The 18,923-nt window shown below is 62.3% G+C and carries 18 protein-coding genes and 1 pseudogene; 7 read left to right on the top strand and 12 right to left on the bottom strand.

Annotated features, from left to right (window positions below; genetic code table 11):
• Positions 1–2 precede the first annotated feature (2 nt).
• Entirely contained in the window at positions 3–779 is a 777-nt protein-coding gene (gene otnI / locus GGD53_RS12110; protein ID WP_184456208.1) for a 2-oxo-tetronate isomerase, read from the bottom strand.
• A gap of 15 nt (positions 780–794) precedes the next feature.
• A complete protein-coding gene (gene ltnD / locus GGD53_RS12115; protein ID WP_184456210.1) occupies positions 795–1,739 on the bottom strand; it encodes an L-threonate dehydrogenase in 945 nt (314 codons plus the stop codon).
• Positions 1,740–1,944: 205 nt separating this feature from the next.
• Here ltnD and GGD53_RS12120 point away from each other — a divergent pair, with 205 nt between their 5' ends.
• The 4 genes from GGD53_RS12120 (at position 1,945) to GGD53_RS12135 (ending at position 5,729) form a co-directional block, all read left to right on the top strand.
• Positions 1,945–2,943 (top strand): LacI family DNA-binding transcriptional regulator, encoded by a 999-nt coding sequence (locus GGD53_RS12120; protein WP_184456592.1) that lies wholly within the window; start codon positions 1,945–1,947, stop codon positions 2,941–2,943.
• A 16-nt stretch (positions 2,944–2,959) separates the two neighbouring features.
• On the top strand, positions 2,960–3,628 hold the full coding sequence (locus tag GGD53_RS12125; protein ID WP_184456212.1) for an aldolase: 669 nt from the start codon (positions 2,960–2,962) through the stop codon (positions 3,626–3,628).
• A gap of 144 nt (positions 3,629–3,772) precedes the next feature.
• Complete coding sequence (locus GGD53_RS12130) at positions 3,773–4,441, top strand: haloacid dehalogenase type II (protein ID WP_184456215.1); 669 nt, start codon at positions 3,773–3,775, stop codon at positions 4,439–4,441.
• A 13-nt stretch (positions 4,442–4,454) separates the two neighbouring features.
• Positions 4,455–5,729, top strand: coding sequence for an NAD(P)/FAD-dependent oxidoreductase (locus GGD53_RS12135; RefSeq protein WP_184456217.1), 1,275 nt, complete (start codon positions 4,455–4,457; stop codon positions 5,727–5,729).
• Positions 5,730–5,880: 151 nt separating this feature from the next.
• On the opposite strand, the gene GGD53_RS12140 is transcribed toward GGD53_RS12135, so the two are convergent.
• The 6 genes from GGD53_RS12140 to argE form a co-directional block, all read right to left on the bottom strand.
• Positions 5,881–7,338 carry an NAD-dependent succinate-semialdehyde dehydrogenase gene (locus GGD53_RS12140; protein WP_184456594.1) on the bottom strand — a complete coding sequence of 486 codons (1,458 nt, stop codon included), beginning with the start codon at positions 7,336–7,338 and terminating at the stop codon, positions 5,881–5,883.
• Between the two features lie 74 nt (positions 7,339–7,412).
• Positions 7,413–8,456: a tartrate dehydrogenase gene (locus GGD53_RS12145; protein ID WP_184456219.1), complete on the bottom strand. Its 1,044-nt coding sequence runs from the start codon at positions 8,454–8,456 to the stop codon at positions 7,413–7,415.
• Positions 8,457–8,465: 9 nt separating this feature from the next.
• The gene (locus GGD53_RS12150; protein ID WP_184456220.1) at positions 8,466–9,929 is read right to left on the bottom strand and encodes an aldehyde dehydrogenase family protein; all 1,464 of its coding nucleotides are present in this window, start codon (positions 9,927–9,929) and stop codon (positions 8,466–8,468) included.
• 149 nt (positions 9,930–10,078) lie between these two features.
• Entirely contained in the window at positions 10,079–10,432 is a 354-nt protein-coding gene (locus GGD53_RS12155) for a cupin domain-containing protein (RefSeq protein WP_184456222.1), read from the bottom strand.
• A 37-nt stretch (positions 10,433–10,469) separates the two neighbouring features.
• Positions 10,470–11,393, bottom strand: coding sequence for a 2-hydroxyacid dehydrogenase (locus GGD53_RS12160; RefSeq protein WP_184456224.1), 924 nt, complete (start codon positions 11,391–11,393; stop codon positions 10,470–10,472).
• 23 nt (positions 11,394–11,416) lie between these two features.
• Positions 11,417–12,541: an acetylornithine deacetylase gene (argE, locus tag GGD53_RS12165; protein ID WP_184456226.1), complete on the bottom strand. Its 1,125-nt coding sequence runs from the start codon at positions 12,539–12,541 to the stop codon at positions 11,417–11,419.
• 261 nt (positions 12,542–12,802) lie between these two features.
• Between argE and GGD53_RS12170 the strand changes: the two genes are divergently transcribed.
• A complete protein-coding gene (locus GGD53_RS12170) occupies positions 12,803–13,705 on the top strand; it encodes a GNAT family N-acetyltransferase (RefSeq protein WP_184456228.1) in 903 nt (300 codons plus the stop codon).
• 6 nt (positions 13,706–13,711) lie between these two features.
• Here the strand turns inward: GGD53_RS12170 and GGD53_RS31670 are convergent.
• Positions 13,712–13,928: pseudogene (locus GGD53_RS31670) on the bottom strand (hypothetical protein).
• A 146-nt stretch (positions 13,929–14,074) separates the two neighbouring features.
• Positions 14,075–14,386, bottom strand: coding sequence for a hypothetical protein (locus GGD53_RS12175; protein WP_184456596.1), 312 nt, complete (start codon positions 14,384–14,386; stop codon positions 14,075–14,077).
• Positions 14,387–14,698: 312 nt separating this feature from the next.
• On the opposite strand from GGD53_RS12175, the gene GGD53_RS12180 reads away from it, so the two are divergent.
• On the top strand, positions 14,699–15,604 hold the full coding sequence (locus tag GGD53_RS12180) for a LysR substrate-binding domain-containing protein (RefSeq protein WP_184456230.1): 906 nt from the start codon (positions 14,699–14,701) through the stop codon (positions 15,602–15,604).
• Between the two features lie 56 nt (positions 15,605–15,660).
• Positions 15,661–16,791, top strand: a complete 1,131-nt coding sequence (locus GGD53_RS12185) for an HPP family protein (RefSeq protein WP_184456232.1) — start codon at positions 15,661–15,663, stop codon at positions 16,789–16,791.
• 129 nt (positions 16,792–16,920) lie between these two features.
• On the opposite strand, the gene GGD53_RS12190 is transcribed toward GGD53_RS12185, so the two are convergent.
• Positions 16,921–17,172 (bottom strand): hypothetical protein, encoded by a 252-nt coding sequence (locus tag GGD53_RS12190; protein WP_184456234.1) that lies wholly within the window; start codon positions 17,170–17,172, stop codon positions 16,921–16,923.
• A gap of 57 nt (positions 17,173–17,229) precedes the next feature.
• Positions 17,230–18,858, bottom strand: coding sequence for a chaperonin GroEL (gene groL / locus GGD53_RS12195; RefSeq protein WP_184456236.1), 1,629 nt, complete (start codon positions 18,856–18,858; stop codon positions 17,230–17,232).
• Positions 18,859–18,923: the final 65 nt, after the last annotated feature.

Raw genomic sequence — 18,923 nt, forward strand, 5'->3', positions numbered from 1 at the left:
GTCTAGCTCCGTGCAAAAGGTTTAAACCAGCCCAGGCCGTCCAGCGTGCGGCCCCGCGGAATATATTCGCAGCCGATGAAGCCATCATAACCCAGCCGGTCGATTTCGCTGAACAGATAGGGATAGTTCAGCTCCTCCCCATCCGGCTCGTTGCGTGACGGCACGCTGGCGATCTGGATATGGCCGGTGATCGGCAGCAGGCGCCGCAGCGCCATGACGACGTCGCCATGGATGATCTGCCGATGATAGATGTCGAACTGCAGCTTCAGGTTCGGCAGGCCGCATTCGGCGATCAACCGCTCGGCAATGCCGAAATCGTTGAGGAAGTATCCCCGCATGTTGCGCCCGTTGATCGGCTCAAGCAGAAGGTCGATGCCCTTTTCCCCGAGCCGGCCGGCGGTGTAGGCGACGGAACGCCGGTAGGAGGAAGAGGCGTCCTGATCACGAGGATCGGCGATGCCAGCCATCAGGTGCAACCGTCTGACGCCGGTCGCTGCCGCATAATCCAATGCCCGCTCGACACAAGTCTTCAGCTCATCGAACCGTCCGGGAAGGGCCGCGAGGCCGCGTTCGCCGGCGCCCCAGTCACCTGGCGGCAGGTTGAACAGCGCCTGCTGCAGATTGTTGCGGGCGAGCCGTTCGGCGATGGCCTCCGGTGCGGCTTCATAGGGAAAGAGATATTCGACGGCGGCAAAGCCGGCATCGGCTGCAGCGTCGAAGCGGTCGAGAAATGCCCATTCGTTGAACATCATCGTCAGGTTGGCGGCAAAAACCGGCATGTCTAGCGTTCCTTTTTACAGGCTCTGCGGCTTTTCGTTGGAACCGGGCAATTCAGCGCCGGAAAGTTTGGCATAGAGCCGCGCGAGCGAGGAGTCGTCGTCCCGGCCCATGCCGGCGCCTGCAGCGGCCAGATACATCTGCAGGGCCGCTGCCGCGAGCGGGGCCGGGTAGCGCTCGGAGCGCGCCATATCCTGGACGATGCCGAGATCCTTGACGAAAATCTCGATGCTGCTGAGCGGCGTATAGTCTCCAGTCAGCACATGCGGCACGCGGTTTTCGAACATCCACGAATTGCCGGCCGAAGCGGTGATCACCTCATAGACCTTGTCGAGGTCGAGGCCCTGCTTGGCCGCAAAGCTTATGGCCTCACATGCGGCTGCGATATGCACGCCGGCGAGAAGCTGGTTGATCATCTTGAAGGCGGCGCCCGTACCGGCCGCGTCGCCGAGCTCGTAGACCTTGCCGGCCATGGCGTCGAGACCAGGCCGCGCCGCATCGAAAGCCTGCCTGGAGCCGGACGCCATGATCGTCAGCTCGCCAAGCGCCGCCTTGGCCGCGCCGCCCGATATCGGCGCATCGAGATAGTGCAGACCGAGGGTCTCGGCCCGCCCCGCCAGATCGCGCGCGACGGCGGGGTCCATCGTCGCCGACGAAATGAAGACAGCGCCGGCCTTCATCGTAGCCGCAATCCCGTGAGGCCCGAACAGCACGGCTTCTGTCTGCGCGCCGTTGACCACCACGGAGACGACGATGTCGGCATTCTTGGCGGCGTCGGCGGGGGATGACGCGCCACGTCCGCCTTCGGCGACGAAGCGGTCTACTGCCGCCGGCGTTATGTCATATCCGACGACGTCGAGACCTGCGCGCCTCATGGACAGGGCCATTCCCATTCCCATCGAACCAAGGCCGATGACGGCCGCAGTGACGGTAAGGCCCGAGTTGTCAGCAAGCGGTGTCATGGGTACATCCTCCGGTCGCGCCTCTTTTGGCAGCGCTGCCATTCTTCTAAATCATAACCGGGACGCTGCCAATGGTAAATTGGCAGCGCTGCCAAAAATATGTTGCTTCTTGCCGGAAGTGGTGAAAAATGGAAATGCCGGCGACGGCGCCCCGGCGTTCGGTGGCGCGCCTGAAAGCCTGCTGATATCGGATACAAAATTGACCATGGAATTCAAACATCAGGCGACGGTGACCCTTGCAGAGGTCGCGCAAGCGGCCGGCGTCGGCGAGAGCACGGTGTCGCGCGTGCTGCGCAACCACGGTTCGTTTTCCGGCAGAACGCGGGAGCGAGTGATGGCTGCCGTCGAGCGGCTGGGTTATGTCCCGAACCGGATCGCCGGAACGCTTGCCTCAACCGGTTCCCGTCTTGTCGCCTTCGTCATACCCTCACTGTCCAATATCGTATTTTCCGACGTGCTGCGTGGAGCGAGCGCCGTTCTGGAAGAAAACCACTATCAGGCGGTTTTTTCGGTGACGGACTATGATCCGGGCAAGGAGGAGGCGCTCGCAACCGCGATGCTTGCCTGGCGGCCGGCGGCGGTGATGCTGGCGGGGTACGAGCACACCGACGGCACGGCGAAGATGTTGCGCGCCAGTGGATGCCGGGTTGTGGAACTGCTTGACCTGGACGGCGATGCTCTCGATATCGCCGTCGGCTTCTCGAACCGCGCGGCCGGGCGGGAGAGCGCCGCCTTCCTGATCAGGCGGGGCTATCGGCGGATCGGCTATGTCGGTCACGACCTGGACCGCGACACCCGCGCCGGCAAGCGTTTTTCGAGTTTCTGTGACACTCTCGACGCCAACGGAACTCCGCTCATAGCTCGCGAAATCGTGGCGGGCGCTTCGTCAGTGGAAAACGGCAAGCAGGGGCTGGAGCGACTGCTGGCACGAGCAACCGACCTCGATGCGGTCTACTTTTCCAACGACGACATGGCGCTCGGGGGTTATTTTCACTGTCTCGCCCAAGGGATCGCCATCCCCTCGCAGCTCGCCATTTTCGGCTACAACGGCCTCGATATCGGCCGGGCAATACCGCAACCCTTATCGACCATCCGGACACCGCGTGTGGCGACGGGGCAGATCGCCGCGCAGCTGGTCGTCGCCAACGCGCCGCCGCAAGCCATCGATCTCGGTTTTGAACTGATCGAAGGGGCAACTGCGTAACATTGGAGGAACCGCCATGTCCGACGCGCGCCTGCGTGAGGAAATCTGCCGATACGGTCGCTCGTTGTTCGAGCGCGGGCTGACGCCCGGTTCGTCCGGCAACATATCGTTGCGGCTGGAGGACGGCGGCTGGTTGGTGACGCCGACCAACGCCTCGCTCGGTTTTCTCGACCCGGCCCGGATATCCAGGCTCGACGCGGAGGGGCGGTTGCTGTCCGGCGACAAGCCGACCAAGGAAATCCCGCTTCACACCGCCCTCTACGAGACACGCGGCAGCGCCCGCGCCATCGTTCATCTTCACTCCACCCATGCGGTGGCGCTGACCATGCTGCCGGAGATCGATCCGCGCGCGGCCCTGCCGCCGATGACACCATATTATCTCATGCGCGCCGGCGAGACCGCTTTGGTGCCGTATTATCGCCCCGGGGATCCCGCTGTGGCCGATGCAATCCGGGGGCTGGCCGGCAAATATTCATCGGTGCTTCTCGCCAATCATGGACCTGTTGTCGCCGGTGACAGCCTGGAGGCGGCGGTCTTCGCGACCGAGGAACTGGAGGAAACGGCGAAGCTCTATCTGCTGTTGCGCAACCTCAATCCCCGGTTCCTCAGCCCGGCTCAGGTGGCCGATCTCGTCAATACCTTCGGCCTCGATCTTCCGTCGCATCATGACCACGATCACGATTGAACCCGAGAGCACGCAACCTTCTGCCAAACGCCGCTTTCTATACGATAGATTCTGCTTCCGATGCCGCCAATTCAGGTAAGCCGCGGATAAAGCGGTGCCTATGATTGTGAAACATCCCGGTTCCAATCATTCAAGGATACGCAGATGACGAAGTTCCGCCCGAAATACATCACCTTCGACTGCTACGGCACGCTGACCAACTTCCAGATGGCGGAAGCGGCACGCGATCTCTACGGCGACCAGCTCGACGAACCGCGCATGGCGGAGTTCGTCAGGAATTTCGCCGCCTATCGTCTCGACGAGATCATGGGCGCCTGGAAGCCCTATGCGGACGTGGTGCACAATTCGCTCGAGCGGACTTGCAAGCGTAACGGCGTCACATTTCGCGACGAAGCAGCGCAAATGGTTTACGAGCGCGTTCCGACCTGGGGGCCACATCGCGACGTACCCGAGGGCCTTGCCAGAGTTGCCAAGGAAATTCCTTTGGTCATCCTGTCAAACGCCATGAACGCCCAGATCATGTCGAATGTCGAAAAGCTCGGTGCGCCCTTCCACGCGGTCTATACCGCTCAGCAGGCCAATGCTTACAAGCCGCGTTTCCAGGCTTTCGAGTATATGTTCGACATGCTCGGCTGCGGACCGCAGGACGTGCTGCATTGCTCGTCATCGTTCCGCTACGATCTGATGTCGGCCCACGATCTCGGCATCAAGAACAAGGTCTGGGTCAATCGTGGTCATGAGCCGGCCAATCCCTATTACGGCTATGTCGAAATCCCCGATATCTCCGGTTTGCCTGGTGTGGTCGGCCTCTGACGGAGACAAGTGGATGCAGTTCCAATCCTACTGGCACGACACGGCCCGCCCTTTTGCCGATGCGGCTCAAGGTCCTGTCGAAGGACATTATGATGTCGCCGTCATCGGCGCCGGTTTTACCGCGCTTGCGGCAGCGCGCCAGCTTGCAAAAGCCGGCGTCAAGGTCGTCGTGCTGGAGGCCGAACGCGTGGGCTGGGGGGCATCGGGACGCAATGGCGGCCACCTTAACAACGGACTAGCCCACAGCTTCCTGTCCGCCAAGTCAGCGCTCGGCGCGGAGAGGGCTATCGCGCTTTACCGGGCATTCGACGAGTCCATCGACACGATCGAGACGATCGTCGCCGAAGAGGGCATCGACTGCAATTTCCGTCGCGCCGGGAAGTTGAAGCTTGCCTCCAAGCCGCAGCATTTCGATGTCATTGCCCGCAACTTCGAGGCGGTGCATAGAGAGGTCGATCCGGAGACGGCGCTTCTTTCGGCGCATGACTTGAAGAGTGAGGTCGGCTCGCCCTTCCATGGCGCCATGCTCTCGAAGAAGAGCGCGATGATGCATATGGGCCGCTATGTTGCCGGGCTTGCCACCGCGGCCGTCGGCCACGGCGGCGTCATTTTCGAAAAGGCTGCCGTGACCGGCCACAGGCAAGGCAACAGCCGCCACAGCCTGGAGACGGCGCGGGGCACCGTCACCGCCGACCATGTGCTCGTCGCGACAGGCGCCTACACGCCTTCGCTCTTCGGCTATTTCCGCCGCCGGATCATTTCCGTCGGCAGCTTCCTGCTCGCCACGCGTCCGCTGAGCGACGCCGAAATCGCAGCGACGATGCCGGGAAACCGGACCTGTGTCACTTCGATGAATATCGGCAACTATTTCCGGCTCTCGCCTGACAAGCGGCTGATCTTCGGCGGGCGCGCACGCTTTTCCGCCACCTCGGATCAGCGGTCGGATGCAAAGAGCGGCGATATTCTGCGCGCCAGCCTGGCTGAAATCTTCCCGCAGCTTGCCGGCATCGAGATCGATTATTGCTGGGGCGGGCTCGTCGACATGACGAAAGACCGTTATCCCCGCGCCGGCTATGTTGACGGCGTTTGGTACGCAATGGGCTATTCCGGCCACGGCGCCCAGCTCTCCACCCATCTCGGCATGATCATCGCCGATGCCATCATGGGCAAGGCGGATCGCAATCCGGTAAAAGGCCTCGAATGGCCTGCCGTTCCCGGTCATTTCGGCAAGCCGTGGTTCCTGCCGGTCGTCGGGCTCTATTACAAGACACTTGATCGCTTCATGTAAACGCGGCATGGCGAGAGCGGTTCAGCCGGTCGGGCGTGTATGGCAAGCCCTTGCGGCGGTGCGAAACCAGCAGAATCCAAGATCTAAGCTTGGGACATCGTTTAGGAAGGGCACCGGAATGATCTTCCGGCGCCCTTTGCTTTTTTGACGGTCAGGAGAGCCCGCCAATATGGAAGCTCTTCATTTCCAGATATTCCTCAATGCCGCATTGGGCGCCCTCACGCCCGAGGCCGGATTGCTTGACGCCGCCGAACGGAGCGACCTCGGTCGAGATGGCGCCGGTGTTCAGACCGATCATGCCGAATTCGAGCGCCTCGCCGACGCGCCAGGACCGTTTCAGGCTCTCGGTGTAGAAATAGGCGGCGAGGCCGTAGGGGGTGGAATTTGCAATGCGGATCGCCTCTTCCTCGGTGTCGAACCGAAACAGCGGAGCAACCGGTCCGAATGTCTCTTCGCTGGCAAGCTGCATGTCGGTGGTCGCGCCGCCAAGCACCATCGGAGCCGCATATTGATCGCCGCCCGGCATAGAGCCGGCGGTGGCGAGGATCTTGGCTCCCTTTTCCACCGCATCGTCCACGTGACGCTTGATCTTCTCGATCGCTGCCTGGTTGATCATTGGCCCGATATCCGTTCCGGCCTCCGTGCCTGCCCCGACCTTCATGGCCGAGACCCGCGCGCCGAGCTTGGTGGCAAAGTCATCGTAGACGCCGGACTGGACGAGAAGACGGTTGGCGCAGACGCAGGTCTGCCCGCCATTGCGGAATTTCGAGGCGATAGCGCCCTCTACGGCGAGATCGAGATCGGCATCGTCGAACACGATGAAAGGCGCGTTGCCTCCGAGTTCGAGACTGAGCCGCTTGATGCTGTCAGCGGCACCCCGCATCAACAGCGAACCCACGCGGGTCGAGCCGGTGAAAGAGATCTTGCGGACGGTCTGGTTCGTCATCAGTTCGTCGCCGATTGCGGCCGGCATGCCGGTGACGATGTTGATCACCCCCTTGGGGATGCCGGCGCGCTCCGCCAGTACGGCGAGCGCCAGTGCCGAGAAGGGGGTCAGCTCCGATGGCTTGATGACGACCGTGCAACCGGCCGCAAGCGCAGGCCCCACTTTGCGGGTGATCATCGCGTTGGGAAAATTCCACGGCGTGATGATCGCCGATACGCCGACGGGCTCCTTGAGAACAACGATCCGCCGGTCCGCGATAGGCGAGGGGATGGTCGTTCCGCCAATGCGGCGCGCTTCCTCGGAAAACCATTTGATGAATGAGGCGCCGTAGCGGATTTCGCCCCGGGCTTCCGTCAGCGGCTTTCCCTGTTCCGTGGTCAGGATCAGGGCCAGGTCCTCGATATTATCGAGCATAAGGTCGTGCCAGGCCTCGAGCAGGGCGGCGCGCTCGGCATGGGTCTTTGCCCGCCATGGACCAAAAGCTTTTTCTGCCGCCACGATAGCGGCCCGTGTGTCGGCTCCGTCCATGTCGGGCACGCTGCCCAGCACGTGCTGCGTCGCCGGATCGATTACCTCGATCGTGCGCCCAGCTGCGCCCCCGCACCATTCTCCGTCGATGAGCCCCTGCTGGCGCAGCAGGCTTCCATCCCTCAATCCGTTCATCTTGTCCTCTTTCATCAAAGCGTCCTCTCCACAATTCCGGGCGCAAAACCGCGGCGCAATTTGTGCGACGTGCTCTAGTCGAGTGCCGAAAGCACCGATGCCGTGATCGCCTCGGTCTTGTCCTTGCTGGGAACAGCGCCGATGCCGCGCGCCGTGGTCGCCTCGATGGCGGCCATTACCCTTCCGGCGGCATCCGCTTCTCCGAGATGCTCCAGCATCATTGCGCCCGACCAGATGGCGGCGACCGGATTGGCAATTCCGAGATGAGCGATATCGGGCGCGGAGCCGTGGACCGGTTCGAACATGGACGGCGCCGAACGGTCAGGATTGATGTTGGCGGATGCCGCAAAGCCGAGCCCACCCTGGATGGCGGCGCCAAGATCGGTCAGAATGTCGCCGAACAGGTTGGAGGCGACCACGACATCGAGGCTCTCAGGCGCCATCACCATGCGGGCGGTCATGGCGTCGATATGGTAGCTCGTCACCTCGACATCGGGATATTCCGCCGAGAGCTTGCGGGTAATCTCGTCCCAAAAGGCCATCGAATATTTCTGCGCGTTTGACTTGGTCACCGAGGCGAGCTTGCCGCGCCGCGCTCGTGCTTGCTCGAAACCGAAACGCAGGATGCGTTCGACCCCTTTGCGGGTGAAGATGGAAGTTTCGACTGCCACCTCGCTGTCCGTGCCCTGATGAACGCGGCCGCCGGCGCCGGAATATTCGCCCTCGGTGTTTTCGCGGATGCACAGGATATCGAAGCCCTCGGACCGCAGCGGTCCCTGCACGCCGGGTAGCAGCTTGTGCGGGCGGATGTTGGCATATTGCACGAAAGCCTTGCGGATGGGCAGCAGGAGCCCATGCAGCGAGACGGAATCTGGCACCTTGATAGGCCAGCCGACGGCGCCGAGCAGGATGGCGTCGAAGGACCTCAGCGTCTCGATCCCGTCGGCGGGCATCATGCTACCGTTTTCCAGATAATAATCGCAGGACCAGGGATAGCGGGTCGCTTCAAGAGAAAACCCGCTCGATCCGGCTGTCTTTTCGAGCACGGCCCAGGCCGCGTCGGTCACGTCGCGGCCGATGCCGTCTCCTGGCAGAAGGGCAATCCTGTAGGTCTTCATCTGAGCTCCTTAAAGGCTGATGAGCACGCTCTTGCTCTTGCGGTTGGCGTGATAGGCTTCGCGACCGAGATCCTTGCCGATGCCGGACTGCTTGTAGCCGCCGGTCGGCAGGATATGGTCGCGTGATCGGCCATAACGGTTGACCCAGACGGTGCCGGCCTGCAGGCGGCGGGTGAGGCGGATCGCGCGCGAGAGATCGCGGGTGAAGAGGCCGGCGGCCAGCCCATAGGATGGGTGGTCGGCCAGCCCTAGCGCCTCCTCCTCATCCTCGAAGGTCTGGATGGTCAGGACCGGTCCGAAGATTTCTTCGAGAACCGCGGGCGATGTTGCCGTCACGCCTGAAATCAGCGTCGGTGCGTAGAAATAACCCTCACGGTCGAGCTGGCCCCCACCTGTAAGGCATTCGGCGCCGTTGTCGATGGCGGCGCGGATGATGCCGTCCATGCGGGCGATCTGCCGCTCTGAGATAACGGGTGAATAATCGGTGGTTTCCTCCCAGGTCGGTCCAGGGCGGATTGCCGCCAGTCTGGCGACGAGGGCCGCTACGAGCGCGTCCGCCACCTTCGCCTCGACGATGAGGCGCGATCCGCAAACGCAGGCCTGACCGGCGTTGGACAAAATGCTGGCGGAGATGGCGCCTGCCGCAAGATCGAGATCGGCATCCGCGAAGACCAGCTGCGGGCTCTTGCCGCCGAGCTCCAGCGTCATCGGCTTCACGCCCGTACGGGCGATATTGGCCATGATAGCCGCGCCGGCCGTCGTCGAGCCGGTGAAGCTGACTTTGGAAATCCCCGGGTGCCCGGTGATGGCGGTGCCGGTGATCGGCCCGTCACCCAGCACGACGTTGACGAGACCCGCGGGCAGGCCGGCCCGCACCGAAAGCTCGGCAAGATAGAGTGTCGAAAACGGCGTCATCTCCGACGGCTTCAGCACCACGGCATTACCCGCCGCCAGTGCCGGAGCAAGCTTCCAGCCTGCCATCGACAGAGGGAAATTCCAGGGCGTGATGGCGCCGACGACGCCATAGGGTTCCGTCACGATCATGCCGAAATTCGCGTCGTCGGTCGGGACGAGATCGCCGCCTTCCTTGTCGGCGAATTCGGCAAAAAAGCGGATCTGCTCGGCGGTGACGGCGATATCGCCGGCGACGAGATGGCCGACGGGGCGGGTTGAGGACAGAGCCTCAAGCCTGGCGAGTGTCTCCGCCTCGGCTTCGATCAGATCCGCCCAGCGCTGCAACGCCTTGGTGCGCTCGCGCGGCCGCGCGCCGCCCCAATTGCTTCTATCTAACGCCTCCCTTGCCGTCTCCACGGCTTGGTCCACAAGGGCCGCGTCGGCAAGCGGACAGCCGGCATAGGCCTTGCCGTCGGATGGCCGATTCATATCGATGACGGCTTCGGCCGGAACCAGCCGGCCGCCGATGAAATGCCCCATGGGCAGGGAAATCGAGTTCGGATCGAAGCTGAGTGTCATTGCGTGTCCTCGGCATGAACTTGCTTAAGCCTAGCCTGGGAAACCGAGCAGCATGCATCGACCGGGATTGCTGCAGCGGATGAAAATTGCGTTTTCCGCGCCGCCGCCAGTCAAATCTACGGCCGGTGATCACGCCGGGCCGCTCGCCGTCACGCCACGGTCACGTAGATCTTGCGAACCGTCTCGATCGTCTTCCACACGCCGACGAAGCCCGGCTTCATGACGAAGCTGTCACCGGCCTTGTAGACCACCGGTTCTCCGCCGTCCGGCGTAAGTTCGACCAGGCCGGAAAGGATATGGCAGAACTCGAATGTCTCGCCCTTGATCGAACGCGTCTCACCGGGCGTTGCCTCCCATACGCCGGTATGAACCGTGTCCGCGCGAGCGACATCCTGCGCCCAGGTCTTGAAGCTGGGATTGCCCGAGATCAGACGCTCGGGGAGGGGGCTGGATTCGCGCGGCGCATGCGATGGATTGGCGTCGATTGTCTTGAGCAGGGACATGGCTTTCCTTCCGAGGTGCAGATGGTTGGTGAGATGATCAGTAGCCGCGGCTGCGATCGACCAGCCCGATCGGGTCGAGGCCCGCCCTGTGTCGTTTAATGTTGCCGATCACGGTGGCCGCCGCGGTTTCAGCTTGCGTGACGCTCGCAATATGCGGCGTCAGCAGAATTTTTGGATGATTCCAGAGGGCGTGGTCCGCAGGCAGCGGCTCCGGATTGGTAACATCGACGACAGCGCCGGAGAGACGTCCGGCGTCGAGTGCAGCGACAAGCGCCTGATGATCGAGCTGAGCGCCGCGACCCACATGAACGAGTGCGGCCCCAGCAGGAAGCCTGGCAAAGAGCTCAGCATTCAGGAAGCCGCGCGTCTCCTCGGTCAGCGGCAGCATGCAGATGAGAATATCGGTGGTGGCAAGCAGGGTCTCGAGCCCCTCGCCGCCGCTGAGGCACCGAACGCCGTCGATCGCGCGCGGAGTGCGGCTCCAGCCGGACAGCGGAAAGCCGAAACGATGCAAACTCTCAAGCGCCGCGCTTCCGAGCATGCCGAGCCCGAGCACGCCGATGCGGCGTTCCGTCGCCTGAACGGGTGCGATCGGTTGCCAGATCCCGCGTCGCTGCTGGTCGAGATAGGCCGGCAGATCGCGATGGAGCGCGAGCACGGCGAGCGTCACATATTCCTGCATCATTCTGACGATGCCGTCTTCGACCATGCGTACCACCTTGACCTGCGTAGGCACGGCGTCGATGCGGAACTGATCGATGCCGGCGCCGATCGAAAACAGGATTTCAAGATTGTTGTAACGGGCGAGATCATCCGGCACGGTCCAGGTGATGAGGTAGCGCACAGCCTCCGGTTCGACCGATGCCGGATCCATGGCGAAGCTTATGTCGGGCAGCTCGCGCGCGAAGGCCTCGGCGAATATGGCGCCGCGCTTCGCATCGGAATTGAAGAGAAAGGTCATGGTAACGGCTCCTTGATCTGACGTCAGGCGATGCAATGTCGGGCGAGTGCCTCGATCATCGCCTGGCAGGCCAGGAGTTCGCTTGCGAGGATGAATTCGTCCGGTCGGTGAGCACGGGCGATATCGCCCGGTCCGCAGATGATCGCATCCATGCCGGCGCGCTGGAAAAGGCCGGCCTCGGTGCCGTAGCTGACGGCGGCGAGCGGCTCGGTACCGGTGAGTTCGCTAAGCAAATGCGCAAGTGGCGCATCGGCGGCAAGCGACAGCGCCGGATAGGCGCTAAGCTCGCGCCATTCCGACTGAAAGCCGCGTTGCGGCAGCGCGTCGGCCATCGCTCGCAGCGGCGCCAGCAGCGTGGCCGGGTCGATTCCAGAAATAGCCCTGGCCTCGAACTCGGCCTCGCAGCTATCGGGAATGATGTTGACCGCTTGGCCGCCCTTCAGCGTGCCGACCTGGAGCGAGGAATAGGGCGGTTCGAACACAGGATCGAACGGACCCTGCGTCAGCCGTTCGGCTTCGGCGCTGGCGCAAGCCAAGATCTCGGTAATGGCATGGATTGCATTCAGCCCCTGGTCCGGGCGCGAGGAGTGGCCGGATCGGCCCCTGACCGTCAGCCGGGCGGCCGCCTTCCCCTTGTGGGCGCGGATCGCCCGCATGCCGCTCGGCTCGCCAATGATCACGCCGAGCGGACGTGCACAGAGCTCAGGCAGGCGGGCGATCATATGCGGGACGCCGCGACAGCCTGCCTCCTCATCGTAGGAAAAAGCGAGGTGGATGGGCCGCCGGAGTCGTGCCGCCGCGAGGGCGGGGACGGCGGCAAGCACGACGGCGAGAAAGCCCTTCATGTCGGTGGTTCCACGACCGTAGAGGCGGCCCGTCTCGGCGCGGAGACGGAACGGATCGCTGCTCCACCCGCCTTCCGCCGCGGGAACGACGTCCATATGGCCGGAGAGGATGTATCCAGGCGTCTCCCTTGGGCCGATCGTTACGAAGAGGTTCGACCGGTCGCCCTCGGGGCCGGCAATCTCCGTGGCGACAATACCGTGGCTTTGCAGGTAATGCCTGATCCACCCAACGATCTCGCCGTTCGGCGTGCCGACGACCGAGGGAAAGCCGACCAATCTTTCGAGGATTTCAACTGCCTGCATGAGCGTCCTCGCATCGCGGGATATAGAATTGCACCGGCCCACTCGCGGGCAACGGCGCAGCCGGCGGTCGGGGTCTGGTCAATGACTGTAGGGGCCCGGCCAGGCTTTATTTGCCGAAACTGCATCGGATTTGGACGATTGTTGTGTTTGCACGGGCTTCGCCAGTGAATTGTATCGCGCGATCCGTCCTAATCTCGACGAAGGAACTTCCGGGCGCAGCTTTCCCTATGGGTGGCCGGACAACACCGCAGGAGGGCGGGAGTGAGTGCACTGACATCCGAATCCAGGTTGGTCGATAGTTTCGAGACGCGCATAACCGGGATCGACAGCGTCGACCTCGACAAGCTGCATGCGCTGTCGATGTCCGTCGCCTGGCCGCATCGCCGTGAAGACTGGCAATTCCTGCGCGAATTCGGGCAAGGCATTGCGGCCATCGATGAAATCGGCCGCATCCTCGGCTCCGCGATGTGGTTTCCCTATGATGACCGGTTCGCCACGATCGGTATGGTCATCACCTCGCCGCGCCTGCAGGCCAATGGCGCCGGGCAATGGCTGATGGGCCACGCGCTCGACCAGGTCGCCGGACGAAATCTTGGGCTGAACGCGACGCGGGCGGCGCGTCGCCTTTATTTGTCGTTGGATTTTGTCCGTGAAGCGCCCGTCTTTCAATGCCAGGGTGAAGCGATAGCGCCACCGGATGTGGAGTTGCCGCCCGGTGCCGCAATACGGCCTGTGGAAGCTGAAGATCTGGAGGCGATCGCCGAACTGGATCGCGTGGCCTTCGGCACGGACCGCACGCCGCTTCTGGCAAGGCTCATGACAAATTCGAAGGGCGTCGTGCTCGTTCGCGGCGGCCGGATCGAGGCCTTCTCGCTTTGCCGAAGGTTCGGGCGCGGCCATGTCGTCGGCCCGGTGGTGGCGGTCAGTGATGCTGACGCGATTGCCGTCGTCCATACGCATGTGCTCGAGCATGCGGGGTCATTCCTGCGCCTCGATACACGCGAGAAAGTCGGGATATTTGCCGATTTTCTCTCCCGCTGCGGCCTTGCTGTCTTTGACTTCGTGACAACCATGTCGCTGGGCGACCCTTGGCTCCCAATTCCGGCAGGTCATGTGGGGCATCGGCCGAAAACCTATGCGCTGGTCAGCCAGGCGCTCGGCTGACGGGAATTAAGCGCCGGGATAAGTGGGCATGGCGGCCGAAGCCTTGATACGTTCGGCTTCGGGTCGGAAGGAACGATATTGCCACAGGCCTTCCCGCCGTTTCCCGCCGGTATACGGTCTCGAGCCAGAACACCGTGTCATCGATCGGCAGGACAGGATGCCAGGCATACCACTCCGACCAGATCCTCTCTCGCTGCTCGATACTCATCGCTCCTCTCCCCATTCTTGAAGCGATCCGCTTCGAAAAATATTCAGCAGGAGAGAATTATATTACGAAACTATTCTGTCACGAGGATCGTTTTTGGTGCCGCGCGAAGTTGCTCAGCCAATCGTCTCACCGCAGCTGGCGCGCACAAGACGGCCGGATAATCAGCCAATCGAGCGCAGCCCGAGATAGGCGGCCAGGCTAACGGCAGAAAGCGCGATGGTCAGCCTGGGGCGGGCGTCGTCGAACATCGCCGCCAGCATAAGGCAGAGCATCAGCACGACGGATTTGGCCCAGAGATTTTGGTCGGAGATGGTGAAGGCGACTGCCGCAAGAAAGACGGCGCTTGCGACGACCGTCACGGGAGCGGATTTCTCAGCGAGATCGCCGCCGGCAAAATACGGCAGAAGAAAACGCCGCATGCTCAGGCCTGAAGCGACGCTTAGAAGAAGGCAGGTCAAAACAAGGTGCAGCATATGGTCGGCGCCGGTCGTTCTACAGATCAGCATAGAGACGCAATCTCCATGCCAGCCGCAAAACGCCCGATAGCCGGGGCGATGCAGCGGTTTGCGTGGCTATTTCGGCGGCGTCTCGATCTTTTTTTCGGCAATCACTTGGCTGTCTGGCCTGCGGATGCGCGGACATTTTTAATGAGAAGGTCGAGCCCGGGAGCCTTCACGCTGCCTCGATTCCGGTTTTTCGCCTGTGTCTAAACCCGCTTGAGCTCGGGTAATGATTTTTATATAGAGAACAATGACTCGCTTTAATTCCGGAAAAGAGATTTTTCATTGGACCTTTCGTCAATCGAGATATTCCTCGCCGTTGCCAGCGATCGCAGCGTTACCAAGGCCGCAAAGGCAGTCGGTCGAGTGCCGTCCAACGTGACGACGCGCATCCAGCAATTGGAGGAAGACCTTGGCGCTTGCCTGTTCAGCCGTGACGGCAAGAAGATGACGCTGACACGGGAGGGCGAAACCTTTCTCGCCTATGCCAACCGGCTGATGGCGCTGGCGCTCGAAGCGCGTCAGGCCGTGCGGCCTCTTGCCCCATCCGGAACATTGCGGGTCGGCACGATGGAGAGCACGGCGGCAAGCCGGCTGCCGGCGGCGTTGACGCAATTCAACCAGATGTGGCCCGACGTGTCGCTGCATCTGACGATGGGCGCGTCACGCGATCTCGCCCGCAATGTTCTGGCCGATGTGCTGGATTGCGCGCTGATTGCCCGCCCGCCGAAGACGATGCGCGAGGAGGATCTGGATTTCGATGCCGAACTCGAGGCGCTGGAGATGGAGACGGTCTTCGTCGAAGATTTGTTGATCGTGCTGCCATCCGGCCATCCCGCCATCAAATCCGCGGCCGACCTGCGTGTCGGATCGCTGGCAGCTTTGGAACCTGGCTGCACCTATCGCCGGATTGCCGAAAACTGGGCGCGCAAAACGAGCGCCCTATCGACGAGCGAGCTCGGTTCCTATCATGCGATCCTGGCGAGCGTTGCGACCGGGAATACGGCGGGTGTGATGCCAAGGTCCGTTCTCGATCTCATGCATTGGCCGACTGCCGTTCAGACCCATCAGCTCGGGCCGGTCGAAACGCTGCTGGTTTACCGCAAGGACGATTGCCCCAGCGCCTTCAGTGCCTTTCATGAGGTGCTTGGCGCAACCAAAGGCAGAGATGTCAGGCTGGCGGCGAACTAGCTCCTGCCTCTCCTCCTTCACCCCTCAAATTATCCTCACTCATCATTGGTCTTCGCATGCAGTTTCCCGTTTCACCGAAAGTGGGGCCGAGCCTTATCCGCCGCTTTCGCCTGTTTTCGCCGATCCTGGCCGGCGCGACGTTAAGAGAACGATTGATCGCGTGTTTCGGCGCGTTGCTGGGCATCGGACTCACCGGCGTCATCAGCGGCTATCTGTTCGGCCAGGGGCCACATCTTCCGCTGATCGTCGCACCGATGGGGGCGTCGGCGGTGCTGCTTTTCGCGGTGCCGGCAAGCCCGTTGGCGCAGCCATGGGCGATCATCGGCGGCAACACAATTTCCGCCTTGATGGGCATCATCGCCGCCTATTTCATTCGTGATCCGATCATCGCCACGGGCGTTGGCGTTTCGCTGGCCATCGGGGCGATGTCGTTCACGCGATGCCTTCACCCGCCGGGAGGGGCTGCGGCACTGACCGCGGTGCTCGGCGGTCCTGTCGTCGCCGGCTGGGGATTCCTCTTTCCCTTCGTGCCGGTCGCTTTGAACTCCTGCATTCTCGTCGGGCTCGGGCTGCTGTTCCACAAACTTTCCAGACGGAACTATCCGCACGTCGTTCCGAAGCCGGCGGAGAACACCCATCAGACGATCGATCCGCCATCCGCCGCGCGGGTGGGATTTCGCGAGGAGGATGTTGATGCCGCCCTCGAGGCGCTCGACGAAACCTTCGATATCGATCGGGCGGACCTCGGAAGACTGCTGCAACAGGTCGAACTGCAGGCGGCTATCCGATCAAACGACAAGATCAGCTGCGCCGATATCATGTCGCGTGACGTGATCGCCATCGGCGAGACGTCCGAGCCGGACGCCGCGCGGCATCTTCTTTTGAAGCACAATATCCGCACCCTGCCGGTGAAAGATCGGGAAGGCCGTCTGATCGGCACTGTCGGCTTGCGTGAATTGTTTGCGGGCGGCGATACGATTGCCCACGCGATCTCCAAACCGGCGGTGGCAAGAGCTTCGGATGCGGCCCTGTCGCTGCTGCCGGTTCTGACGGACGGGCGCACCCATGCCGTCATCATTGTCGACGACGACCACCGGATCCTCGGCCTGATATCGCAGACGGACCTTTTGAGCGCCGTGGCGCGGCTGCTGCCGAACGACGGCAACACGATCGCGGCCGTGGCGTGAAACGTGCGCTGCCGCTGGCCCGCCACGGCCGACGAAGGCGATATGCCTTCGTCGTCGGCCTCCGATATAACCTCTGTTACGACCTGAACGGAGCGGGATGCGCTCGTCATCGACTTCGCGCCGGCGCCGTCACCGAGCAGTCGGCGGGCGTCCGTCCGTCTCAAACAGGCCGCGGGCCGCCTCGACCATCGACTGCAGATGATTGGGGTCGCGCACGCCCTGCCGGTAGAGCTCGATGATGATACCCGCCATTCGTTGGGCTTCTTCGCTGTCTCTTGCTACTGCGTAATCGGCGCTGAGTTTGTCGAAGACGCGCTGGCAGGTTTCGAGATCGCGGGAGTCCAGCGGCACCTGCGATCGGTTTAGGATCGTTTGAACCATCTTCATTCCCTCGGAAAAGGCCCGCCCGGCGTATCCAGGCGGGCTTGCGACCCTGTCTTAAAAGTCCATACCGGCGCCGGGCGGCATCGCCGGAGGAGCATCCTTCTTCGGCTTCTCGGCGATCATCGCTTCCGTCGTCACCAGCAGGCCGGCGATGGAGGATGCGTCCTGCAGCGCGGTGCGAACGACCTTCGCCGGATCGATGACGCCCTGCGCGTAGAGATCGCCGAATTCGCCGGTCTGAGCGTTCCAGCCATAGGAAAATTCGCTCTTCTCGCGCAGCTTGCCGACAACGACCGAGCCTTCCGCGCCAGCGTTTTCGGCGATCTGGCGAGCCGGGGCCTCGAGCGCACGGCGGACGATTTCGACGCCGACCCGCTGGTCGTCATTGGCGGTCTTGATATTGGCGAGTGCCTTGACCGAGCGCAGCAGCGCCACGCCGCCGCCCGGCAGGATGCCTTCCTCGACCGCTGCCCGGGTTGCATGCAGCGCATCGTCGACGCGATCCTTCTTCTCCTTCACCTCGACCTCCGTCGAGCCGCCAACGCGGATGACGGCAACGCCGCCAGCGAGCTTGGCAAGACGTTCCTGCAGCTTCTCGCGGTCGTAGTCGGAGGTGGTTTCTTCGATCTGGGCCTTGATCTGGGCGATGCGGCCTGAAATCTCCTCCTTCGAACCGACGCCGTCGATGATGGTCGTGTTTTCCTTCTCGACCGTGATCTTTTTTGCCCGGCCGAGCATATTGAGCGTCACATTCTCAAGCTTGATGCCGAGATCTTCGGCGATGACGGTGCCCGCGGTCAGGATGGCGATGTCTTCAAGCATGGCCTTGCGACGGTCACCGAAGCCGGGTGCCTTGACGGCAGCGATCTTCAAGCCGCCGCGCAGCTTGTTGACGACGAGGGTCGCAAGGGCTTCGCCTTCGACGTCTTCAGCGATGATGAGAAGCGGCTTGCCCGACTGAACGACAGCTTCGAGGATCGGCAGCATCGACTGCAGGTTCGACAGCTTCTTCTCATGAATGAGAATATAGGGGTCCTCGAACTCGACCCGCATCTTGTCGGCATTGGTGACGAAGTAGGGGCTGAGATAACCGCGGTCGAACTGCATGCCTTCGACGACCTCGAGTTCGGTCTCGGCCGTCTTGGCCTCTTCAACGGTGATGACGCCGTCGTTGCCGACCTTTTGCACGGCCTCCGCCAGGAAGCGGCCGATTTCGGGATCACCATTGGCGGAAATCGTGCCGACCTGGGCAATTTCGGCATTATTGGATATCTTGCGGGCGTTGGCCTTCAGTTCTTCGACGATAGCGCTGACGGCGAGATCGATGCCGCGCTTCAAGTCCATCGGGTTCATGCCTGACGTCACTGCCTTGGCGCCCTCCTTGACGATTGCCTGGGCGAGCACCGTCGCAGTCGTGGTGCCGTCGCCGGCGATGTCGCTGGTCTTCGAAGCGACTTCGCGGACCATCTGGGCTCCCATGTTTTCGAACTTGTCTTCGAGCTCGACTTCCTTGGCGACCGAGACGCCGTCCTTGGTGATGCGCGGCGCGCCGAACGACTTGTCGATCACGACGTTACGGCCTTTCGGACCCAGCGTCACCTTTACGGCATTGGCCAGGATGTCGACACCGCGCAGCATCTTTTCGCGGGCTTCGACGCTGAACTTGACTTCTTTAGCAGCCATGTCCTCACTCCTTCATCGGCAGCTAGCGCATGTCGCCAAGTGTACAGCGGTTTTGCGAGAACGAC

Origin of the sequence: Rhizobium aethiopicum, assembly GCF_014197535.1 — a bacterium.
Taxonomy (GTDB): Bacteria; Pseudomonadota; Alphaproteobacteria; order Rhizobiales; family Rhizobiaceae; genus Rhizobium; species Rhizobium aethiopicum_A.